General features: G+C 62.7%; 14 protein-coding genes. 5 read left to right on the top strand and 9 right to left on the bottom strand.

What is annotated here, in order from left to right:
• Positions 1 to 67 precede the first annotated feature (67 nt).
• Positions 68 to 2,359 carry an arginine/lysine/ornithine decarboxylase gene (locus H147_RS0114650; protein ID WP_019956137.1) on the top strand — a complete coding sequence of 764 codons (2,292 nt, stop codon included), beginning with the start codon at positions 68 to 70 and terminating at the stop codon, positions 2,357 to 2,359.
• Positions 2,360 to 2,386: 27 nt separating this feature from the next.
• On the opposite strand, the gene gabT is transcribed toward H147_RS0114650, so the two are convergent.
• Both gabT and H147_RS0114640 read right to left on the bottom strand, forming a co-directional pair.
• The gene (gene gabT, locus H147_RS0114645) at positions 2,387 to 3,700 is read right to left on the bottom strand and encodes a 4-aminobutyrate--2-oxoglutarate transaminase (RefSeq protein WP_026352568.1); all 1,314 of its coding nucleotides are present in this window, start codon (positions 3,698 to 3,700) and stop codon (positions 2,387 to 2,389) included.
• A 90-nt stretch (positions 3,701 to 3,790) separates the two neighbouring features.
• Positions 3,791 to 5,170 carry an aspartate aminotransferase family protein gene (locus tag H147_RS0114640; RefSeq protein WP_019956135.1) on the bottom strand — a complete coding sequence of 460 codons (1,380 nt, stop codon included), beginning with the start codon at positions 5,168 to 5,170 and terminating at the stop codon, positions 3,791 to 3,793.
• A 168-nt stretch (positions 5,171 to 5,338) separates the two neighbouring features.
• Here H147_RS0114640 and doeA point away from each other — a divergent pair, with 168 nt between their 5' ends.
• On the top strand, positions 5,339 to 6,523 hold the full coding sequence (gene doeA, locus H147_RS0114635; RefSeq protein ID WP_026352567.1) for an ectoine hydrolase DoeA: 1,185 nt from the start codon (positions 5,339 to 5,341) through the stop codon (positions 6,521 to 6,523).
• Complete coding sequence (doeB, locus tag H147_RS0114630) at positions 6,481 to 7,512, top strand: N(2)-acetyl-L-2,4-diaminobutanoate deacetylase DoeB (RefSeq protein ID WP_019956133.1); 1,032 nt, start codon at positions 6,481 to 6,483, stop codon at positions 7,510 to 7,512. Before doeA ends, doeB begins: the two co-directional genes overlap by 43 nt.
• Here the strand turns inward: doeB and H147_RS20385 are convergent.
• The 6 genes from H147_RS20385 to H147_RS0114600 form a co-directional block, all read right to left on the bottom strand.
• On the bottom strand, positions 7,490 to 8,563 hold the full coding sequence (locus tag H147_RS20385) for a tetratricopeptide repeat protein (RefSeq protein WP_019956132.1): 1,074 nt from the start codon (positions 8,561 to 8,563) through the stop codon (positions 7,490 to 7,492). The genes doeB and H147_RS20385 overlap by 23 nt on opposite strands.
• Positions 8,563 to 8,997, bottom strand: coding sequence for an OmpA family protein (locus tag H147_RS0114620; RefSeq protein WP_245541154.1), 435 nt, complete (start codon positions 8,995 to 8,997; stop codon positions 8,563 to 8,565). Before H147_RS0114620 ends, H147_RS20385 begins: the two co-directional genes overlap by 1 nt.
• A 34-nt stretch (positions 8,998 to 9,031) precedes the next feature.
• A complete protein-coding gene (locus H147_RS0114615; protein WP_162561687.1) occupies positions 9,032 to 9,769 on the bottom strand; it encodes a hypothetical protein in 738 nt (245 codons plus the stop codon).
• Between the two features lie 280 nt (positions 9,770 to 10,049).
• Positions 10,050 to 10,595 (bottom strand): fasciclin domain-containing protein, encoded by a 546-nt coding sequence (locus H147_RS0114610; protein WP_019956129.1) that lies wholly within the window; start codon positions 10,593 to 10,595, stop codon positions 10,050 to 10,052.
• Between the two features lie 144 nt (positions 10,596 to 10,739).
• On the bottom strand, positions 10,740 to 11,426 hold the full coding sequence (locus tag H147_RS0114605; protein WP_019956128.1) for an anti-sigma factor: 687 nt from the start codon (positions 11,424 to 11,426) through the stop codon (positions 10,740 to 10,742).
• Positions 11,423 to 11,965: a sigma-70 family RNA polymerase sigma factor gene (locus H147_RS0114600; protein ID WP_019956127.1), complete on the bottom strand. Its 543-nt coding sequence runs from the start codon at positions 11,963 to 11,965 to the stop codon at positions 11,423 to 11,425. The genes H147_RS0114605 and H147_RS0114600 overlap by 4 nt, the downstream gene beginning before the upstream one ends.
• Before the next feature lie 182 nt (positions 11,966 to 12,147).
• Here H147_RS0114600 and H147_RS0114595 point away from each other — a divergent pair, with 182 nt between their 5' ends.
• Entirely contained in the window at positions 12,148 to 13,743 is a 1,596-nt protein-coding gene (locus H147_RS0114595) for a bifunctional helix-turn-helix transcriptional regulator/alpha/beta hydrolase (RefSeq protein ID WP_019956126.1), read from the top strand.
• Between the two features lie 84 nt (positions 13,744 to 13,827).
• A complete protein-coding gene (locus H147_RS0114590) occupies positions 13,828 to 14,826 on the top strand; it encodes a hypothetical protein (RefSeq protein ID WP_019956125.1) in 999 nt (332 codons plus the stop codon).
• Positions 14,827 to 14,830: 4 nt separating this feature from the next.
• Here H147_RS0114590 and H147_RS0114585 read toward each other — a convergent pair whose 3' ends face one another.
• Entirely contained in the window at positions 14,831 to 16,879 is a 2,049-nt protein-coding gene (locus H147_RS0114585; RefSeq protein ID WP_019956124.1) for a TRAP transporter permease, read from the bottom strand.
• Positions 16,880 to 16,907: the final 28 nt, after the last annotated feature.

Raw genomic sequence — 16,907 nt, 5'->3', positions numbered from 1 at the left:
GCTTTGACGCGCTGGGATAGCTCTGTCATGTAGGCCGCAACCGGCCCGCGTTGCACAGGAGACTACAATGAAATTTCGATTCCCCATCTTCATCATCGATGAGGATTTCCGGTCGGAGAATTCATCCGGTCTTGGCATCCGCGCCATGGCCGACGCGATCGAGAACGAAGGTTTCGAAGTCGTCGGCGTCACCAGTTATGGCGATCTGTCCCAGTTTGCACAGCAGCAGTCCCGCGCCAGCGCTTTCGTGCTGTCGATTGATGATGAGGAATTCAGCCCCGGTCCCGACCTCGACCCTGCCGTGCTGAACCTGCGTCATTTCATTCAGGAAGTCCGCCGCAAGAACGAGGACGTGCCGATCTATCTGCATGGCGAGACCAAGACGAGCCGCCATTTGCCCAACGACATCCTGCGCGAATTGCATGGGTTCATCCATATGTTCGAGGATACGCCTGAATTCGTCGCGCGCCATATCGTGCATGAGGCGAAGAAATATCTCGAAGGCATCCAGCCGCCTTTCTTCAAGGCGCTTCTGGATTATGCCGAGGACGGGTCCTATTCTTGGCATTGTCCCGGCCATTCGGGGGGTGTGGCCTTCCTCAAAAGCCCGATTGGCCAGATGTATCACCAGTTTTACGGTGAAAACATGCTGCGCGCCGATGTGTGCAATTCGGTCGAGGAATTGGGCCAGCTTCTGGACCATAACGGCGCGATCGGCGCGTCCGAACGCAATGCGGCGCGGATTTTCAATGCTGACCATTGTTTCTTCGTGACCAACGGCACATCGACCAGCAACAAGATGGTCTGGCACCACACCGTCGCACCGGGCGATGTCGTGGTCGTGGACCGCAACTGCCACAAGTCGATCCTGCACAGCATCATGATGACGGGGGCGATCCCGGTTTTCCTGAAACCGACGCGCAACCATTACGGTATCATCGGCCCGATCCCGCAAAGCGAGTTCGAGATCGACACGATCAGGGAAAAGATCCGCGCCAACCCGCTGTTGTCCCATATCGACGCCGATACGGTGAAGCCGCGGATCATGACGCTGACGCAATCGACCTATGACGGGGTGCTGTACAACACCGAAACCATCAAGGGCCTGCTGGACGGCTATGTCGAAAACTTCCATTTCGACGAGGCGTGGCTGCCCCATGCGGCGTTCCACACCTTTTACAGCGATTTCCATTCGATGGGCCGCAAGCGCGAACGCCCGCGCCATGCGGTGACCTATGCCACGCAATCCATCCACAAGCTGCTGGCAGGGATTTCGCAGGCGAGCCATGTGCTGGTGCAGGACAGTCAGGACACCAAGCTGGACCGGCACCTCTTCAACGAAGCCTATCTCATGCACACCAGCACCAGCCCGCAATACAGCATCATCGCCAGCTGTGATGTTGCGGCGGCGATGATGGAACCGCCGGGCGGTGTCGCGCTGGTCGAGGAAAGCATCATGGAAGCGCTGGATTTCCGCCGTGCCATGCGCAAGGTCGATGCCGAATTCGGGGACGACGAATGGTGGTTTCAGGTCTGGGGCCCCGACGCGCTGGTCGAGGAAGGCATCGGCGACCCCAAGGATTGGGTTCTCAAGAAAACCGATGCGGATGGCGTGCAAGCCTCGGACGGGGCGGATTCGTGGCACGGGTTCGGCGATATGGCGCGCGGGTTCAACATGCTGGACCCGATCAAGACCACCATCGTTACACCCGGCCTGAACCTTGACGGCCGATTCGAGGAGATGGGGATTCCCGCCTCTATCGTGACCAAATATCTGGTCGAAAACGGCGTCGTCGTGGAAAAGACCGGCCTTTACAGTTTCTTCATCATGTTCACCATCGGGATCACCAAAGGGCGGTGGAATTCGCTGCTGGCGGCACTCCAGCAGTTCAAGGACGATTACGGCCGCAACCAGCCTTTGTGGCGGGTGATGCCGGAATTCATCGCCAAGCATCCGGATTACGAACAGATGGGCCTGCGCGACCTGTGCCAGCACGTCCACCAGCTTTATGCGAAATACGATATCGCGATCCTGTCGACGGAAATGTATCTGAGCGATCTGCAACCCGCGATGGCTCCGAACGACGCCTACGCGCATATCGCGCGGCGCACGACGGAGCGTGTGGCGATTGATGATCTCGAAGGGCGGATCACGACGTCGCTGGTCACACCTTATCCGCCGGGCATCCCGCTTTTGATCCCGGGCGAGGTGTTCAACACCAAGATCGTGGAATATCTCAAGTTCAACCGCGAGTTTGAACGGCTCTGCCCGGGGTTCGAGAATGACATTCACGGGCTGGTGGTCGAAACCGGCGCAGATGGCGTGAAACGCTATTACGCGGATTGCGTGGCGGGCTGAGTACCGCCACGCGCGTGATCGCCGGACCTAGTCTCCGGCGATGGCGGCGGCCAGCGCATCCTCGAAGATCGCAAGCCCTTCGTCGATGATCGCGTCGGATGCCGTCAGCGGCACCATGATCCGCAAGGCATTGCCGTGCATCCCGCAGGACAGCAGGATCAGCCCGCGTTTCAGCGCATGGGCCACAACGGATTTGGTCAGCGCTGCATCGGGCGCATTGCTGGCCAGATCGGTCACGAATTCCACCGCGAGCATCGCGCCCAAGCCACGCACGTCGCAGATGCGGTCGGGAGCGACACGCGCGCCGATATCCGCGAACCGCGCGCGGAAATGATCGCCAAGCGCGGTTGAACGGGCAAGCAGGCCTTCATCCTCGATTGCCTTGATCGCGGCCAAGGCCGCGGCGCAGGCCACGGGGTTGCCGCCATAGGTGCCGCCCAGACCGCCGGGGATCACGGCGTCCATCACCTCGGCCCGTCCGATGACACCGGCGATGGGATAGCCGCCCGCCATGGATTTCGCGACCGTGATCAGGTCAGGCACGACGCCCGAATGTTCGATGGCGAACCAAGTGCCGGTGCGGCCGAACCCGGCCTGAATTTCGTCGGCAATCAACAGGATACCGTGCTGGTCGCAGATGTCGCGCAGGGCGCGCATCATCTCGAACGGGACGGGGGTATAGCCGCCTTCGCCCAAAACGGGTTCGATGATCATCGCCGCGATCCGGTCGGGCTGCGCATCGGTCAAGAACAGGTTCTGCAAGCCGGTCAGCGCATCCTGCACGGTGATCCCGTCACGCACGGACGGGAATGGTGCGCGGAAGATGTCCGACGGAAAGGGGCCCACATCCTTTTTATAGGGGCTGATCTTGCCGGTCATGCCCAAGGTCAGCAACGTGCGCCCGTGATAGCCGCCCGTAAAGGCGATCACACCGGGACGGCCCGTTGCGGCGCGCGCGATCTTGACCGCGTTTTCCACCGCCTCGGCACCTGTCGTCACCAGCAGCGATTTCTTCGCATGATCGCCTGGGGCTAGCGCGTTCAGCTTTTCGGCCAGCGCGACATAAGGTTCGTAAGGTACCACCTGAAAGCTGGTGTGGGTGTAATGGTCTTCCTGCGCCTTGGCGGCGGCGATCACCGCAGGATGCCGGTGGCCCGTGTTCAGCACCGCGATACCGCCCGCAAAGTCGATGTAGCGGCGGCCTTCGACGTCCCACAATTCGGCGTTTTCGGCGTGGCTGGCATAGATCGGTGCGGCAGAGGCGACGCCGCGGGCAACGGCGGCTTCGCGGCGCGCGATCAGGTCGGCATTGGTCTGGGCCGCGACGGGCGAGGTGTGCATGGGCTTGTTCACGGCTGTGGTCCTTTTCTGGCAGGGCTTTGCCTGCATGGCTGTGCTGATCCTAATCCGATCCGCACCATGGCTGTCAATCTATCCCAGGACCTGCGCCACGGCGTCTTTTGTCACGGTCACGATCTCGTCCGCCTGTGCGCGCGTCAACGGGAACGGCGGGGCAAAGCCGATGATGTCACCTTGCGGCATGGCCCGCGCGATCACGCCACGATCCAGCATGGCGGCGACGACACGGGGCGCTGTCTTGTCGGCGGGGTCGAAAAACACGCGGTCATCGCGGTCCTTGACCAGTTCGACAGCGCACCACATGCCTTCACCGCGCACATCGCCGACGTGTTTATGGTCGCCCATCGCGGCGGCCATCGTCTTGTTCAGATAGGCCCCGACGCTGCCCGCATTGGCGACAAGGTTCTGGTCGTCCAGCAGTTTGAGGTTCGCCACCCCCGCCGCCGCGCAGATCGGATGCGCCGAATAGGTCCAGCCATGGCCGAAGGGGCCGAATTCATCGGTGCCGCGCTCCAGCACTTCCCACATCTTGTCCGACACGATAGACCCCGACAAAGGCGCATAGGCCGATGTCAGGCCTTTGGCGATGGTGATGAGGTCCGGTTTCAGCCCGTAATGATCCGACCCCATCATCGTGCCCAGACGGCCAAAGCCTGTCACCACCTCGTCCACGATCAGCAGGATGTCATATTTGCGCAAAACCGTCTGGATCGCGTCCCAATAGCCCGCAGGGGGGGGGACGATCCCGCCGGTGCCCAGCATCGGCTCGCCGATAAAGGCGGCGATGGTGTCGGGGCCTTCGCGCAGGATCATCTCTTCGAGCTTTTCTGCGCAATGGGCGCTGAACGCGGCCTCGTCCATGTCACGATCCGCGCGGCGGTAGAAATAGGGCGCTTCGGTATGCAGCACCTGCGCAAGCGGCAGGTCGAACTTCTTGTGGAACAGCTCCAGCCCCGTCAGCGACCCCGTGACAAGCCCCGACCCGTGATAGCCGCGCCAGCGCGAAATGATCTTTTTCTTTTCCGGCCGCCCCAGCACATTGTTGTAATACCAGACCAGTTTGACATTGGTTTCATTCGCATCCGACCCGCTGAGGCCATAATAGACGTGGTTCATCCCCTCGGGCGCGCGGTCCGCGATCATCCGCGACAGGGTGATCGACGCCTCGGTGCCATGGCCGACATAGGCGTGGTAATAGGCCAGTTCATGCGCCTGCTTGGCGATGGCCTCGGCGATTTCGGGATGGCCGTAGCCGACGTTGACGCAGTAAAGCCCCGCGAATGCATCCAGCGACCGCCGCCCTTCGCGATCGGTGATATGCACGCCTTTGGCGGACTGGATGATCCGGTTGCCGATGTCACGCCGCGCGAACTGGCCCAGATGGGTGGACGGGTGAAAGAAGTGGTCGTGATCCCATTGGGTCAGCTGATCATTGGCAAACTGGTCGGTCATCGCATTCTCCCTCGGGTTTGGGGCAGTCTAGGCTGGATGGGCTACAGTCTCCAGCCCATGGGGGACGCTCTTTGTCGGAAAGCGACATGGTTTGCCGGTGTTGGGGTATAGAGCGGGGGCGCGAAACGTCCCAGCCTTGGCAGGATCACCCCAAGCAAAGGCCAGATGATGACCACTTTCGAGGCGAATTTCCCGACCAGCGAATACCTGCGCCGGATCAGCAAAACCCGCGCCGCGATGCAGGCGCGCGGGCTGGACGCGATCTTTGTCACCGATCCGTCGAATATGTCCTGGCTGACGGGCTATGACGGCTGGTCGTTCTACGTCTTTCAAGGCGTGATCCTGACCCAAGACGGCGATCCGGTCTGGTGGGGGCGGGCAATGGACACGCTGGGCGCGCGGCGCACGGTGTTCATGGACAGCGACGACCAGATCAGGGGCTATGACGATACCTTCGTGCAGAACCCCGAAAAGCATCCGATGCAGGAACTGGCGAAACTGCTGGCCGAACTGGGGCTTGCCAGCGCGCGGATCGGGGTCGAGATGGACAATTACTACTATTCCGCCGCCGCCCATGCCGCCCTGCTGGCGGGGCTGCCGCAGGCGCGGATCAGCGATTGCACCGGCCTTGTGAACTGGCAACGCGCCGTCAAATCCGACCGCGAGATTGATTACATGCGCCGCGCCGCGCGGATCGTGGAAACCATGCATGCGCGCATCGTCGAACTGGCCGAACCGGGCCTGCGCAAGAATGACCTGATCGCTGATATCTATGCCACCGGGATCAGGGGGGCCGATGGCCATTGGGGCGATTACCCCGCGATTGTGCCGATGGCCCCGTCGGGCATGGATGCCACCGCCCCGCATCTGACTTGGGACGACCGCCCGATGAAAACCGGCGAGGCCACATTTTTCGAGATCGCAGGCGCGCATAGGCGCTATCAATGCCCGCAGTCGCGGACGTTGTTTCTGGGCAAGGTGCCCGACAAATACCGCGACGCCGAGGCCGCCGTGCTCGACGCGGTCGAGGCGGGGCTGGAACAGGCCAAGCCCGGCAATCAGGCGCAGGACATTGCCAATGCCTTCAACGCCGCGCTGAACAAGGCGGGTTACGTCAAGGACAGCCGCTGCGGCTATGCCATCGGGATCAGCTATCCGCCTGACTGGGGCGAACGCACGATATCGTTCCGCAAGGGCGACACGACCATTCTGGAACCGGGGATGACGTTCCATTTCATGCCCGCACTCTGGCTGGATGACGGCGGGTTGGAGATTACCGAGCCGATCCTGATCACCGAGACGGGCTATGAATGTTTCTGCAAAACGCCACGCGCGCTGGTGGTCAAGGCATGATCACCCCGACCATCCCGCTTGATGCGCAAGGCGTGCATCACGGTTTCCTGAAACTGCCCTATAGCCGTGATGACAGCGCATGGGGGTCTGTGATGACCCCGATCACCGTCATCGCCAATGGGGAGGGGCCGACCGCGCTGTTGACGGGTGCCAACCATGGCGACGAATACGAAGGACCCATCGCCTTGCAGGAACTGGCCGCGACCTTGCAGGCAGATCAGATCACGGGCCGTGTCATCATCCTGCCGATGATGAACCTGCCCGCCTTCGCCGCAGGCACCCGCTGTTCGCCCATCGACGGGGCCAATATGAATCGTGCCTTTCCGGGGTATCCGGATGGCAGCGTGACGCAGAAAATCTGCCATTATATCGCGACCGAACTGGTGCCCCTCGCCGATATCGTGCTGGATTTCCATTCCGGTGGCCGCACGCTGGATTTCCTGCCTTTCGCCGCCGCCCATATCCTGCCCGACAAAGCGCAAGAGGCCGCCTGCATGGAAGCGATGCAGGCTTTCAACGCGCCCTATTCGGTGCGGATGCTGGAAATCGACGCGGTCGGCATGTTCGACACCGAAGTCGAACGTCAGGGCAAGACCTTCGTGACCACCGAACTCGGCGGGGCGGGCACGGCCACCGCGCGCAGCGTCGCCATCGCGCGCAAGGGCATCCGCAACCTGCTGATCCATGCAGGTATCATGGCGGGTGACTTGCAGGTGGACCCAACGGTGCAGCTCGACATGCCCGACGACAACTGCTTCGTCTTTTCGTACCATGCAGGGCTGATCGACTATCTGGTCGATCTGGGTGATCCCGTGGAACAGGGTCAACCGATCGCGCGTATCTGGCCTGCCGACCGGACGGGCGTGCCACCTGTGACCTGCCACGCCGCCTGCACCGGCATCCTGACCGCCCGGCATGTACCGGGGCTGGTCAAGATGGGCGATTTCGTGGCCCTGGTCGCCGTCGTTACCGGAACGCCGCCAGATTGACGATGACTTCGCCGGGCGCGGTGCTGTTCAGGCTTTGCTTGACCGGCGTGATGCCTGTCAGCGTCGGCAGATAGGCCGCAAGCTTTGCGGCGATGGGCTGGTCGGCGGCAAAGCCATAGCTGATATAGGCTTCACCCTCTTGCGGGGCGCGCGCATCCAGCCGCACCCAATAGCCTGCGTGGCGCAGATCGGTGGCGAACACCTCTGCCGCGCTGCGCATCGCGGGCGATGACGGGTTGGCGATCAACGTGACGCGCCCTGCTGGCGGGACGATGCCATCCGCACCGGCCCAAGCAGAGGGCGCATAATTCGTGCCGTTCGGCGCAAGGCTGCTGACGCGCCACAGGACATCCGCGTCATCGCCCGCATCCAGCAGCAGCCCCGAACCCGCCGTCACGACGGCGATTTCCGGCGCGGCATAGTTATCCGTGCCCCGGGGCAGGCGCAGGGCTTCGACCAGAAACGTCGGTGACGATGCCTCGGCGATGGTCCAGACCACCTCGCCCCCTTGGGCGAACAGCAGGTCCGGCGCAGTCACGCCGATAGCGGGCTGCGGGGGCAGGGCCTTGGCCGCGGCGGCAGGGATCGCCATGGCGGCCTTGTCGAACCAGTATTGCGCCAGCGCGGGATTGGCGGCGATGCCGTCGCCCGCCTCATACAGCAGGCCCAGATTGAACTGCGCGCGGGCATGGTCGCGCAGTGCCGCACGGGTGTACCACAGGATCGCGGCATCCACATCGCGCGGCCTGTCGGTGCCCGCATCATGGATGATCGCAAGGTTGAACTGCGCCTCGGCAAGGCCCAGTGCGGCGGCCTGCGCATACCAGTCGAACGCCGCCTCAGGGTCGCGCGCACCGCCAGTGCCACGATCGGCCAACAGGCCAAGGCCCAGCATCGCCTCGGCTGATCCGGCGGCAGCTTCGTCCCGCCACAGCGCACGCGCCGCCGCCAGATCGTTGCGCGCAAAGGCCTGCGCGCCGGTGTCCTGCGCCCAGCCAGAGGCCGGATGCAGGATCGCCAACACGCCCGCGATGATCGCTACGCGCCGCATCAGCGCCAGCTGATTTCGACGATGCGGTTTTCTTCTTCCGCGACGCCGTCAGGGGTCTGCACCTGCAATTCGCTGTTGCCACGCCCCAGCACCTGCAACCGCTCAATCGGGATGCCGCGTTCGGTCAGGGCCGTTGCCACGGCGGTCGCGCGCTGCAACGAGATCGACAGGTTCACGGCCGGATCACCGACCTTGTCGGCACCACCCGCGACGACCATCACGAACGGGTCGCCTTCGCGGAAGGTACGCACGGCACGGTCCAGCGTGGCGGCCTGATCAGCCGTGATCGTGGCGCTGCCAGAGTCGAAATAGACCTTCAACCAGGGCGATTCTGCGGTTTCTTCGGTGGCGGTCGTCGCTGCCTCCTGTGCGATGACGGGGCTGACGGACAGCGCCAGAGCGGTGATCAATGTCGTCATGGAAAGGGATGTCATGGTTAATTTCCTTTTGTTGGATGTATCGAATGGATCATTCGATTTTCGTGTCGTGGGGGAGCAGCAGGTCGATCCGCGCGGGCGCGGCATCAGAAAGCCATGTCACATCGACAAGCGTTGCGCCGAAACGGCGGGCAAGCGCCTGCGCCGTGCCGATATCCTGCGGCCGATAAAACCGTATCTGCGCGGTCGCGACATCGATCGCACCTTGCCGGGTCAAAACGGCAGATGCGCCCATCGAACCAAGCGCGCTGGTGATATTGCCCAGCGCGGCGCCGCCGCCCTGCAGGCTGATCGTGATGCCGTCAAGGCGCGGCGCGGGGCTGGTGCAATCGGCGCAGATGAACGCATCCGCCGCAGCGCCGGGTGTGGGCATTGCCGGACGGGTCGGAGCATGGAGCGATGGCTGTGCCGCGATCCGGATCGCTGGGTCTGCGATCGTGTCAGAATAATAATCAAGCCCTGGCGCGATGGTGAGAACGGCAGGTGCCGGTGTCAGTGATGGAAATGGGATCACCGCAGCGGGGGTGTCGGGCGCGACCGTTCCGGTCACCGGAAACGCAATCACGAAGGTGCCGACCAAGGCCGCAGCCACACCGCCCGCCATGACCCGCTTGTGCCGGAATGGCGAAGCTTGCGGCGGCGCAATGGTGACGCGTGGGATCGCAGAGTCTTGCGTGCCCCACAGTGCGAGGCTTTCCGCGCGTACCTGCCCGCGCTGGCGATAGGGGTGGCGCTGACGCGCGGGGTGGCGTTCTGGTTCTGCGGTCATGACCCGCGGCCAGACCGGGGCAGGCGCGTGACGCGTCCGCTGAAACGCGGAGGTCATCATGCAGTGTGCCTTTGTAGGGGCCATCGGGTGATCCTTGGGGTTGGCGGAATGTGTTCGATGTCAAAGCCACGTTGGCCTGCATCGGATAGTTTCAGGAATGTCGATTTTCCGAGGTGCATAATGAAACGGCCCCCCCGACTTGCGCCGGAAGAGCCGTCACTTTTTACCATGCTACTGGTTAAAAACTCGGAAAAACGGTACTCGCTAGAAACCGGGAAACTTACATCGCGGGTGTCAGAACCGCGTCGATCACGTGGATGACGCCGTTGGACTGGACCACGTCAGCGATGGTCACGGTCGCGACGGTGCCGTTCTCGTCCTCAAGCTGGATCATGCCGTCGGTCATCGTCGCCTGTAGCGTGCAACCGCCCAGCGTTTCGACGGCGTGGGTGCCGTTGTCATCGGCGATCATGCCGGCAATCGCATCCGACATCACGCCTGCGCCGACCACATGACAGGTCAGGATCGTGGTCAGCAGATCTTTGTTCTCGGGCAGCAGCAGAGAGTCGACAGTGCCTGCGGGCAGGGCAGCGAATGCGTCATTTGTTGGGGCAAAAACGGTGAACGGGCCTTCTGACTGCAGCGTCTCGACCAGACCGGCGGCGGTGACAGCGGCGACAAGCGTGGTGTGATCGGCAGAGTTCACCGCGTTTTCAACGATATTCTTGTCTTCGAACATGGCGGCACCGCCGACCATCGGATTTTCGGCAAGAGCAGCGGAGGCAGCGATCGACAACGACAGGGCAGCAAGGGAAATCTTCAACATGACACGGGTTCCTCGATTTGTGTGAACCGATCTCTTGACCGGCGATACAAAGAACCACGGCACGCTGCTCAGATTAGTTTCAACGAGAGGATGTTTTTTGCGAAAAATGCCGTTGCTGACGAAAAGCCGCTGTCGCAACGACGATCAGATCGTTGTGACAGCGCCCACAGCCAGAACGGCCCCTGTCGGTGTGCCGGTCGGCGACCCGCCCACAGGTTCTTCGCTGATCGCCAGCGTGCCGCCAGCAATTGCGGGGATCAGGTCGGCGGGCAGGGTGATGTCGGTCACCGCATCGGCAGGCAGAACCCCCAGCGATACGGGCGCCGCAGCGCCTTCGGCAATCAGCCACAATTCCAGCACACGCCCGGATGGCGCGGCACCGGCCTGCCTGTCCACGCGCAGGATGCCCGTGTCGGGCGCATAGCTTGCCAGCACGACCAGCGACTGGTCCTCGGCCGCGATCTGCGCGACAAGGCTTGGCGCGAACGGTGTCGGCGCGCGATCGAGAGGCAACGTCACCAGCACCGCGACAGCCAGAGCCGCCGCAACCGCAGAGCCCGTCAAGATGCGCCAAAGCGACCATGACGGTTTTTGCGCGGTCGGAAACAGGACGGCATCAATCCGTGCCTTGACTGCCTTTGGCGGGGTCTGTTCCGCGAAATTGTCGGCCAGCGGGACCAGCTGTTCGTCCCATTCCACGACAAGCCGGCGCAAGGCGGGTTCGGCATCGAGCCGCGCCTCGAACGCACGACGCTGCGCTGCATCCATCAGATGCAACGCGTATTCACCGGCAAGGGTGACATCGTCGTTATGATCGTCCGCTTGTGTCATGCGCTCAGGCAATCTTTCAGTTTGATCAGGCTGCGCCGCAACCATGTCCGCATCGTGTTGAGCGGCACCGCGAATCGTGCCGCCAATTCGTCATAGCTGTAGCCTTCAAGATAGGCCCCGCGGACAGCCTCGGCCCGGTCCGCGTCGAGTTCGTTCAGGCAGCCATCCAGCCGGGACCGTTCCGATGCCGCCACCGCCGCCGCTTCGGGCGTGGGGCCGGTGTCTTTCAGGTCGTGCACCTCGTCGATGTCCACGGCGCCGCCCTTGCGGGCGCGCAGTCGGTCAATGGCGAGGTTGCGCGTCAGTGTGATCAACCACGTCATCGGGCTGTAACCGTTGACGGCATAGCTGCCCGCTTTTTGCCAGATCCTGACAAATGCATCCTGCAATGCGTCCTCGGCTTCGGCCCGATCATTCAAGATACGCAGGCATACGCCGAATAGTTTCGCAGAGGTCGCATCATAAAGCGCGGAAAACGCGGCCCTGTCACCAAGTCCGACCCGTTGGATCATGTTTTCAACGTCTTCGCGGGTGGTCATGAGATCACTTCATTAGGGACAGGCCGCGTCTATCAGAAGATCGCAGCCTGCGAAAGACGGCAGCTGCGTTTCAACGTCTCAGACGCATGGTTGACCTTGCGTCCGTCCGGCAGACAGAGGAAAGTCATTCATGTCCATTCATTTTGATCCGCCACGCGGGATGCAACAGGAAAGCCACCCAAGTGAAATATTCCAGAGATGAGGCGGCATTCGATGATCTCGTCGACGACCTCGAGGGGGTCATCACCGGCGGGCTGAGCCTGGAAGATGTCGCACGGACGGTCGAAAGCCTGCCGACGGATACCGCGCTGATCGCCGACCATCCGGTGCCGAACGCGCCGATCGTGCTGGTCGTCAACAGTCAGGGGATCGTGAACAGCCAGAATGCGGCCGCCGCACAGGCGCTGGGTCTGGAGCCCGGCAGCAGCATTGCCGAAATCATCGAAACGCCCGATGCCGCGCGCCTTTTTCTTGCACGCAAGGATTTTTCGGGCGATCCGGTGCCTGTGGTCGTCGCCACGCCCGACGACGACACGATTCTGCTGCTTGGCGTGACCCACGAAGAGGGTGGCCTGATCACACTTTACGAAGTGCGCCGCGGCCTCGACGACCGGGTGCAGCAGCAGCTGGCTCAGACCATCGGTTTGTCTGCGGGGGAAAAGCGGGTCTACTTCAGGCTTTTGGAAGGCAAGACGGCAGATACCATCGCGGCTGAACTGGACCGGACGCCAGGCACCGTGCGTCAGCAGATCAAGGCAATCCTGGCAAAGGCGGGGGTGCGCTCGCAGGTACAACTGGTGTCATTGGCCTATGCCTTGTCGCTGACGGCGGGGCGCACGGCCAGCGCGCAAGGCGCGGCAGCACGGCGCACCCCCGGCACGACTGTGCGGATCAATGCGGCGGGCGAGGTGGGCTTCCACCGTCTCGGCCTGCCCGGCGGGATGCCTGTTTTGCTTTTTCACGGTGCGATCTTCGGCATTGCGGCACTGCCGGAAATGCAATCCGCGGCCCATGCCCTGGGGCTGGATGTCATCGCGCTCGAACGGCCTGGATACGGACATACGCCGATGCCCGACGATGGTGACACCCTTGCCCTGGCGATGCAGCATGCGGCGCAGACGCTGGACGCGCTGGGTATTCCAAAGGTCGTCGTGATCGCGCATGATGTCGGTACGCGCTTTGCTGCCCGCTTCGCGCACGACCGGCCCGATATGGTCGCCGCGTTGATTGCCGCACCTGCAACGCCGCCGATGCTGGACTGGGCACAGACCGCCGATATGCCGACACGGCACCGCGTCAACGCCTGGGCGGCTCAGAACCTGCCTGCGTTGATGGACCGGATCGTGATGCTGGGCCTGACCCAGATCGCCCGCAAGGGTGTCGACCTGATCCCGCAATTCGTCTTTGGCGATTGCGCCTTTGATCGCAGTGTCATGGCGCATCCCGACCACGCCATCGCCCTGCAAGAGGTGTTCTCGCTTGTCTGGCAGCAGCGCGGTGCGGGCTTCCGCCGGGACATGCTGATCACGAACGAGAACTGGCGCGACGAACTGCCCCGGATTACGGTGCCTTTCATCGCCCTGCATGGTGCAAAAAGCCAGACCGTCGCGCAAAACGCTGTTCTGGCGATGACGCAAACCCTGCCAGACGGCCATTTCCGGCTGATCGCGGATGCGGGCCACAGCCTGCCGTTCAGCCATTCGTCGCTGATCCTGCGCTATGTGATGGCCGCAGGCATGCGCGCGGGCCTTGCAGGGGCGGACCATGGCGTGGTCTGACATGTGACAGTCGACACTACCATCTGGTAGTTTCCTTTTGCCGACCGCATGACGAAACAATGCGCTGAACAGACAGGAGTTTCGATGACCGATTTCAGCATTTCCCGCGCGTTCGGGCTGATGGCGCGGACCGCGCCTTTTCTGATTTTCCGCATGGCCGTCTATTTTGGCATGGCCTGCGCCTATGTCATCGTCACCGGCACCGGCGCGGGGATCGGGTGGGGCATCGGCGGTTTCGGAGACGAGGAATTCCGTGCTGGCGCAACTTTTTGGGGGGGCGCGGCAGGCTTTGGCCTGACGGCAGGAGTTCTGTATTTCCTGCGCGAATACATCCTTTACACGGTCAAGGCCGGCCATATCGCTGTGATGGTCGAGATGATCGACGACCGCCCCTTCCCCGAAGGGCGCGGCCAGATCGCCCATGCGACCGCCGTGGTCAAGGAACGCTTTGTCGAAACCAGCGTGCTCTTTGGCATCGACCAACTGGTCAAGGGCGTGCTGGGCGCGATCACCGGGTTGCTGCAAGGTGTCGCGTCGTTCCTGCCGATCCCGGGATTGCAGCAGATCATGGGGATCGTGCGGGCCTTTCTTCGCATCGCCGTCGGACTGGTGGACGAGGTGATCCTTGCCCATGCGATCCGCACGCGCAGCACGAACCCCTGGGCGTCGGCGCGCACGGCGCTGGTCCTTTACGGGCAGAACGCTGGCCGGATGATGCGCAATGCCGCCGTGCTGACGCTGATCGTCTGGGCGCTGTCGCTGGTGGTGTTTGTTGTCATGCTCGCCCCGGCAGCCGCCGTCGTCTACCTCATCCCCGGCGCTTGGTCGGCGGGGGGCGTGGTCTTTGCGCTGATCTTTGCGTGGGCGGTCAAGGCGGCGCTGATCGAACCTTTCGCCATCGCCTGCATGATGCAGGCCTTTTTCAAGGTGACCGAAGGGCAGGTGCCGGACCCTGCATGGGAAGGCAAGCTCGACAGCGCATCGGCGAAATTCCAGAAAATGGGCGCACGCGCCGCGACCTGGGTCGGGGCACCCGCCGCGACGGCGGCCGCCTCTGACACTGCACCGACGGCGACGGTCTGATCGCCTAACCAGTGCGCGCCACGTTCGCCGTGGCGCGTGACTTGGCCCAGTTCCACACCAGCAGCCCCATGACCACGAGCGCGCCGGTGGCTTCGATCACCTCGTTGGGGTTGAAGATCGCGATCACGCCGGGCACCACCAGAAGGCGGGACAGATTGTCCATCCATGTGAACAGGTACCCCTCGATCGCGGCGGCAAAGCCCACCAGTCCGATCACGATGATGATGCCGGTCCAGATCACATACCATGTCTCGCCGCCCATGATGATCTCGGGGTTGAAAACCATGAAGGCGGGGATCAGGTAGAGGCCCTTGGCGTATTTCCAAGCCTGCATGCTGGTTTCCATCGGCTTGGACCCTGCAATCGCCGCCCCCGCGAACCCCGCAAGGGCGATGGGCGGGGTCACGTTGCTGTCTTGGGAATACCAGAACACTACCAGATGTGCGATCAACAGCGGCACGCCGAATTCGTTGTGCAGCGCGGGTCCGACCAGCACGATCAGCACGATATAGGCGGCGGTCACAGGCAGGCCCATCCCCAGTATCAGGCTCGCGATCAGCACGAAGATCAGCGCAAGCGGCAGGCTGCCCCCCGACAGAGAGATCATCATGGACGAGAATTTCAGCCCCAGCCCCGTCAGGCCGACGACACCGACGATGATGCCCGCGACCGCACAGGCGACACTGACCGCGACGGCATTGCGCGCCCCCAGTTCCAGCGCCTGACCGATCAGTCGGACTCCGCGCCAGATTGCGTCGCGCAGGCGGTCAGCAGTCAGCGGCTTGCCGTTTTTCGGATCAAGCACGATCAGCGTGAACCCCGCACGCAATGCAGTGACGGCAATGACCGACAGGATCGCCCAGAACCCCACGCGGGTGGGCGAGATGTTGTTGACTAGCAGATAGATCAGCACGACCAGCGGCACGATGAATTGCCAGCCCGCTGCCAGCACATGCCGCACAATGGGCAGGTCTGCGGCGGACAGGCCGGTCATGCCTGCCTTCATCGCGACCAGATGCACGAACAGATAGACCGTGCCCAGATACAGGATCGCCGGAAAGATCGAGACCATGACGATGTCGATATAGGGCACATTGGTATATTCCGAGATCAGGAAAGCCCCCGCACCCATCAGGGGCGGCGTGATCTGCCCGCCGGTAGAGGCCGCGGCCTCGATCCCGCCGGCCTCTTTGGGTTTGTAGCCCAGTTTTTTCATAAGCGGGATCGTGAAGGCTCCTGTCGTCACGACATTCGCGATGGCCGACCCCGAAATAGACCCCATGCCGGCCGATGCGATCACCGCGGCCTTGGCGGGTCCACCCGCTTTGCGCCCTGTCGCGGCAAAGGCGAGATCGATGAAAAACTTGCCCGCGCCGGTGACTTCCAGAAATGCCCCGAACAGGACGAACATGAAGACATAGGTCGCGGCAACCCCAAGCGGCAGTCCGAAAATGCCTTCCTGTCCCAGATAAAGCTGGCCGACCAGACGGTCCACGCTGGCGCCCCGATGCGACAGGATACCGGGCATCCATTCGCCCAGCCAGGGCAGCGCGCCGCGCGGTCCGGCCAGCGCATAGGCGATGGCGATCAGGCCGATGATGGTCATGCCGAGGCCCACAACTCGGCGGCTTGCCTCCAGCACGGCGATTGTGGCGATGATCCCCATCGTGATGTCGGTAGCGGTCCACCAACCCGCGCGTTCGATGATGTCGTCGAGGAAATAGAAGATGTAGAACCCGCTCAGAAAGGCGGCGGTCAGGCAGACGGCGTCGATGATCCAGCCGATGCTGCCGCGTGGCCGCGTCGCGCCCGTGACGGGAAAGATCAGAAAGGCCAGAAACAGCACGAACCCCAGATGCGCCGAACGCTGATAGAACAGCCCCAGCGGTTCGATCCCTGCGGTATACATCTGGAACAGCGACATGGTGATCGCGACCAGCGTGATCGTCCACAGGATCGGGCGCGGCTGGACCGCATCTGCCGACCGCAGGGCAGGTGGCAGGTCGGTCAGGTCTTGATCGTCGCGGGACGTGTCGGATGTCGGGCTGCTCATGTCTTTGTCCTGTCGGTGCGGATGGCGG

It is taken from the genome of Yoonia vestfoldensis DSM 16212, from assembly GCF_000382265.1.
GTDB classification, from domain to species: domain Bacteria; phylum Pseudomonadota; class Alphaproteobacteria; order Rhodobacterales; family Rhodobacteraceae; genus Yoonia; species Yoonia vestfoldensis.
The sequence above is the reverse complement of the archived record's forward strand: the minus strand, read 5'-3'. Positions and strand labels throughout refer to the sequence as shown.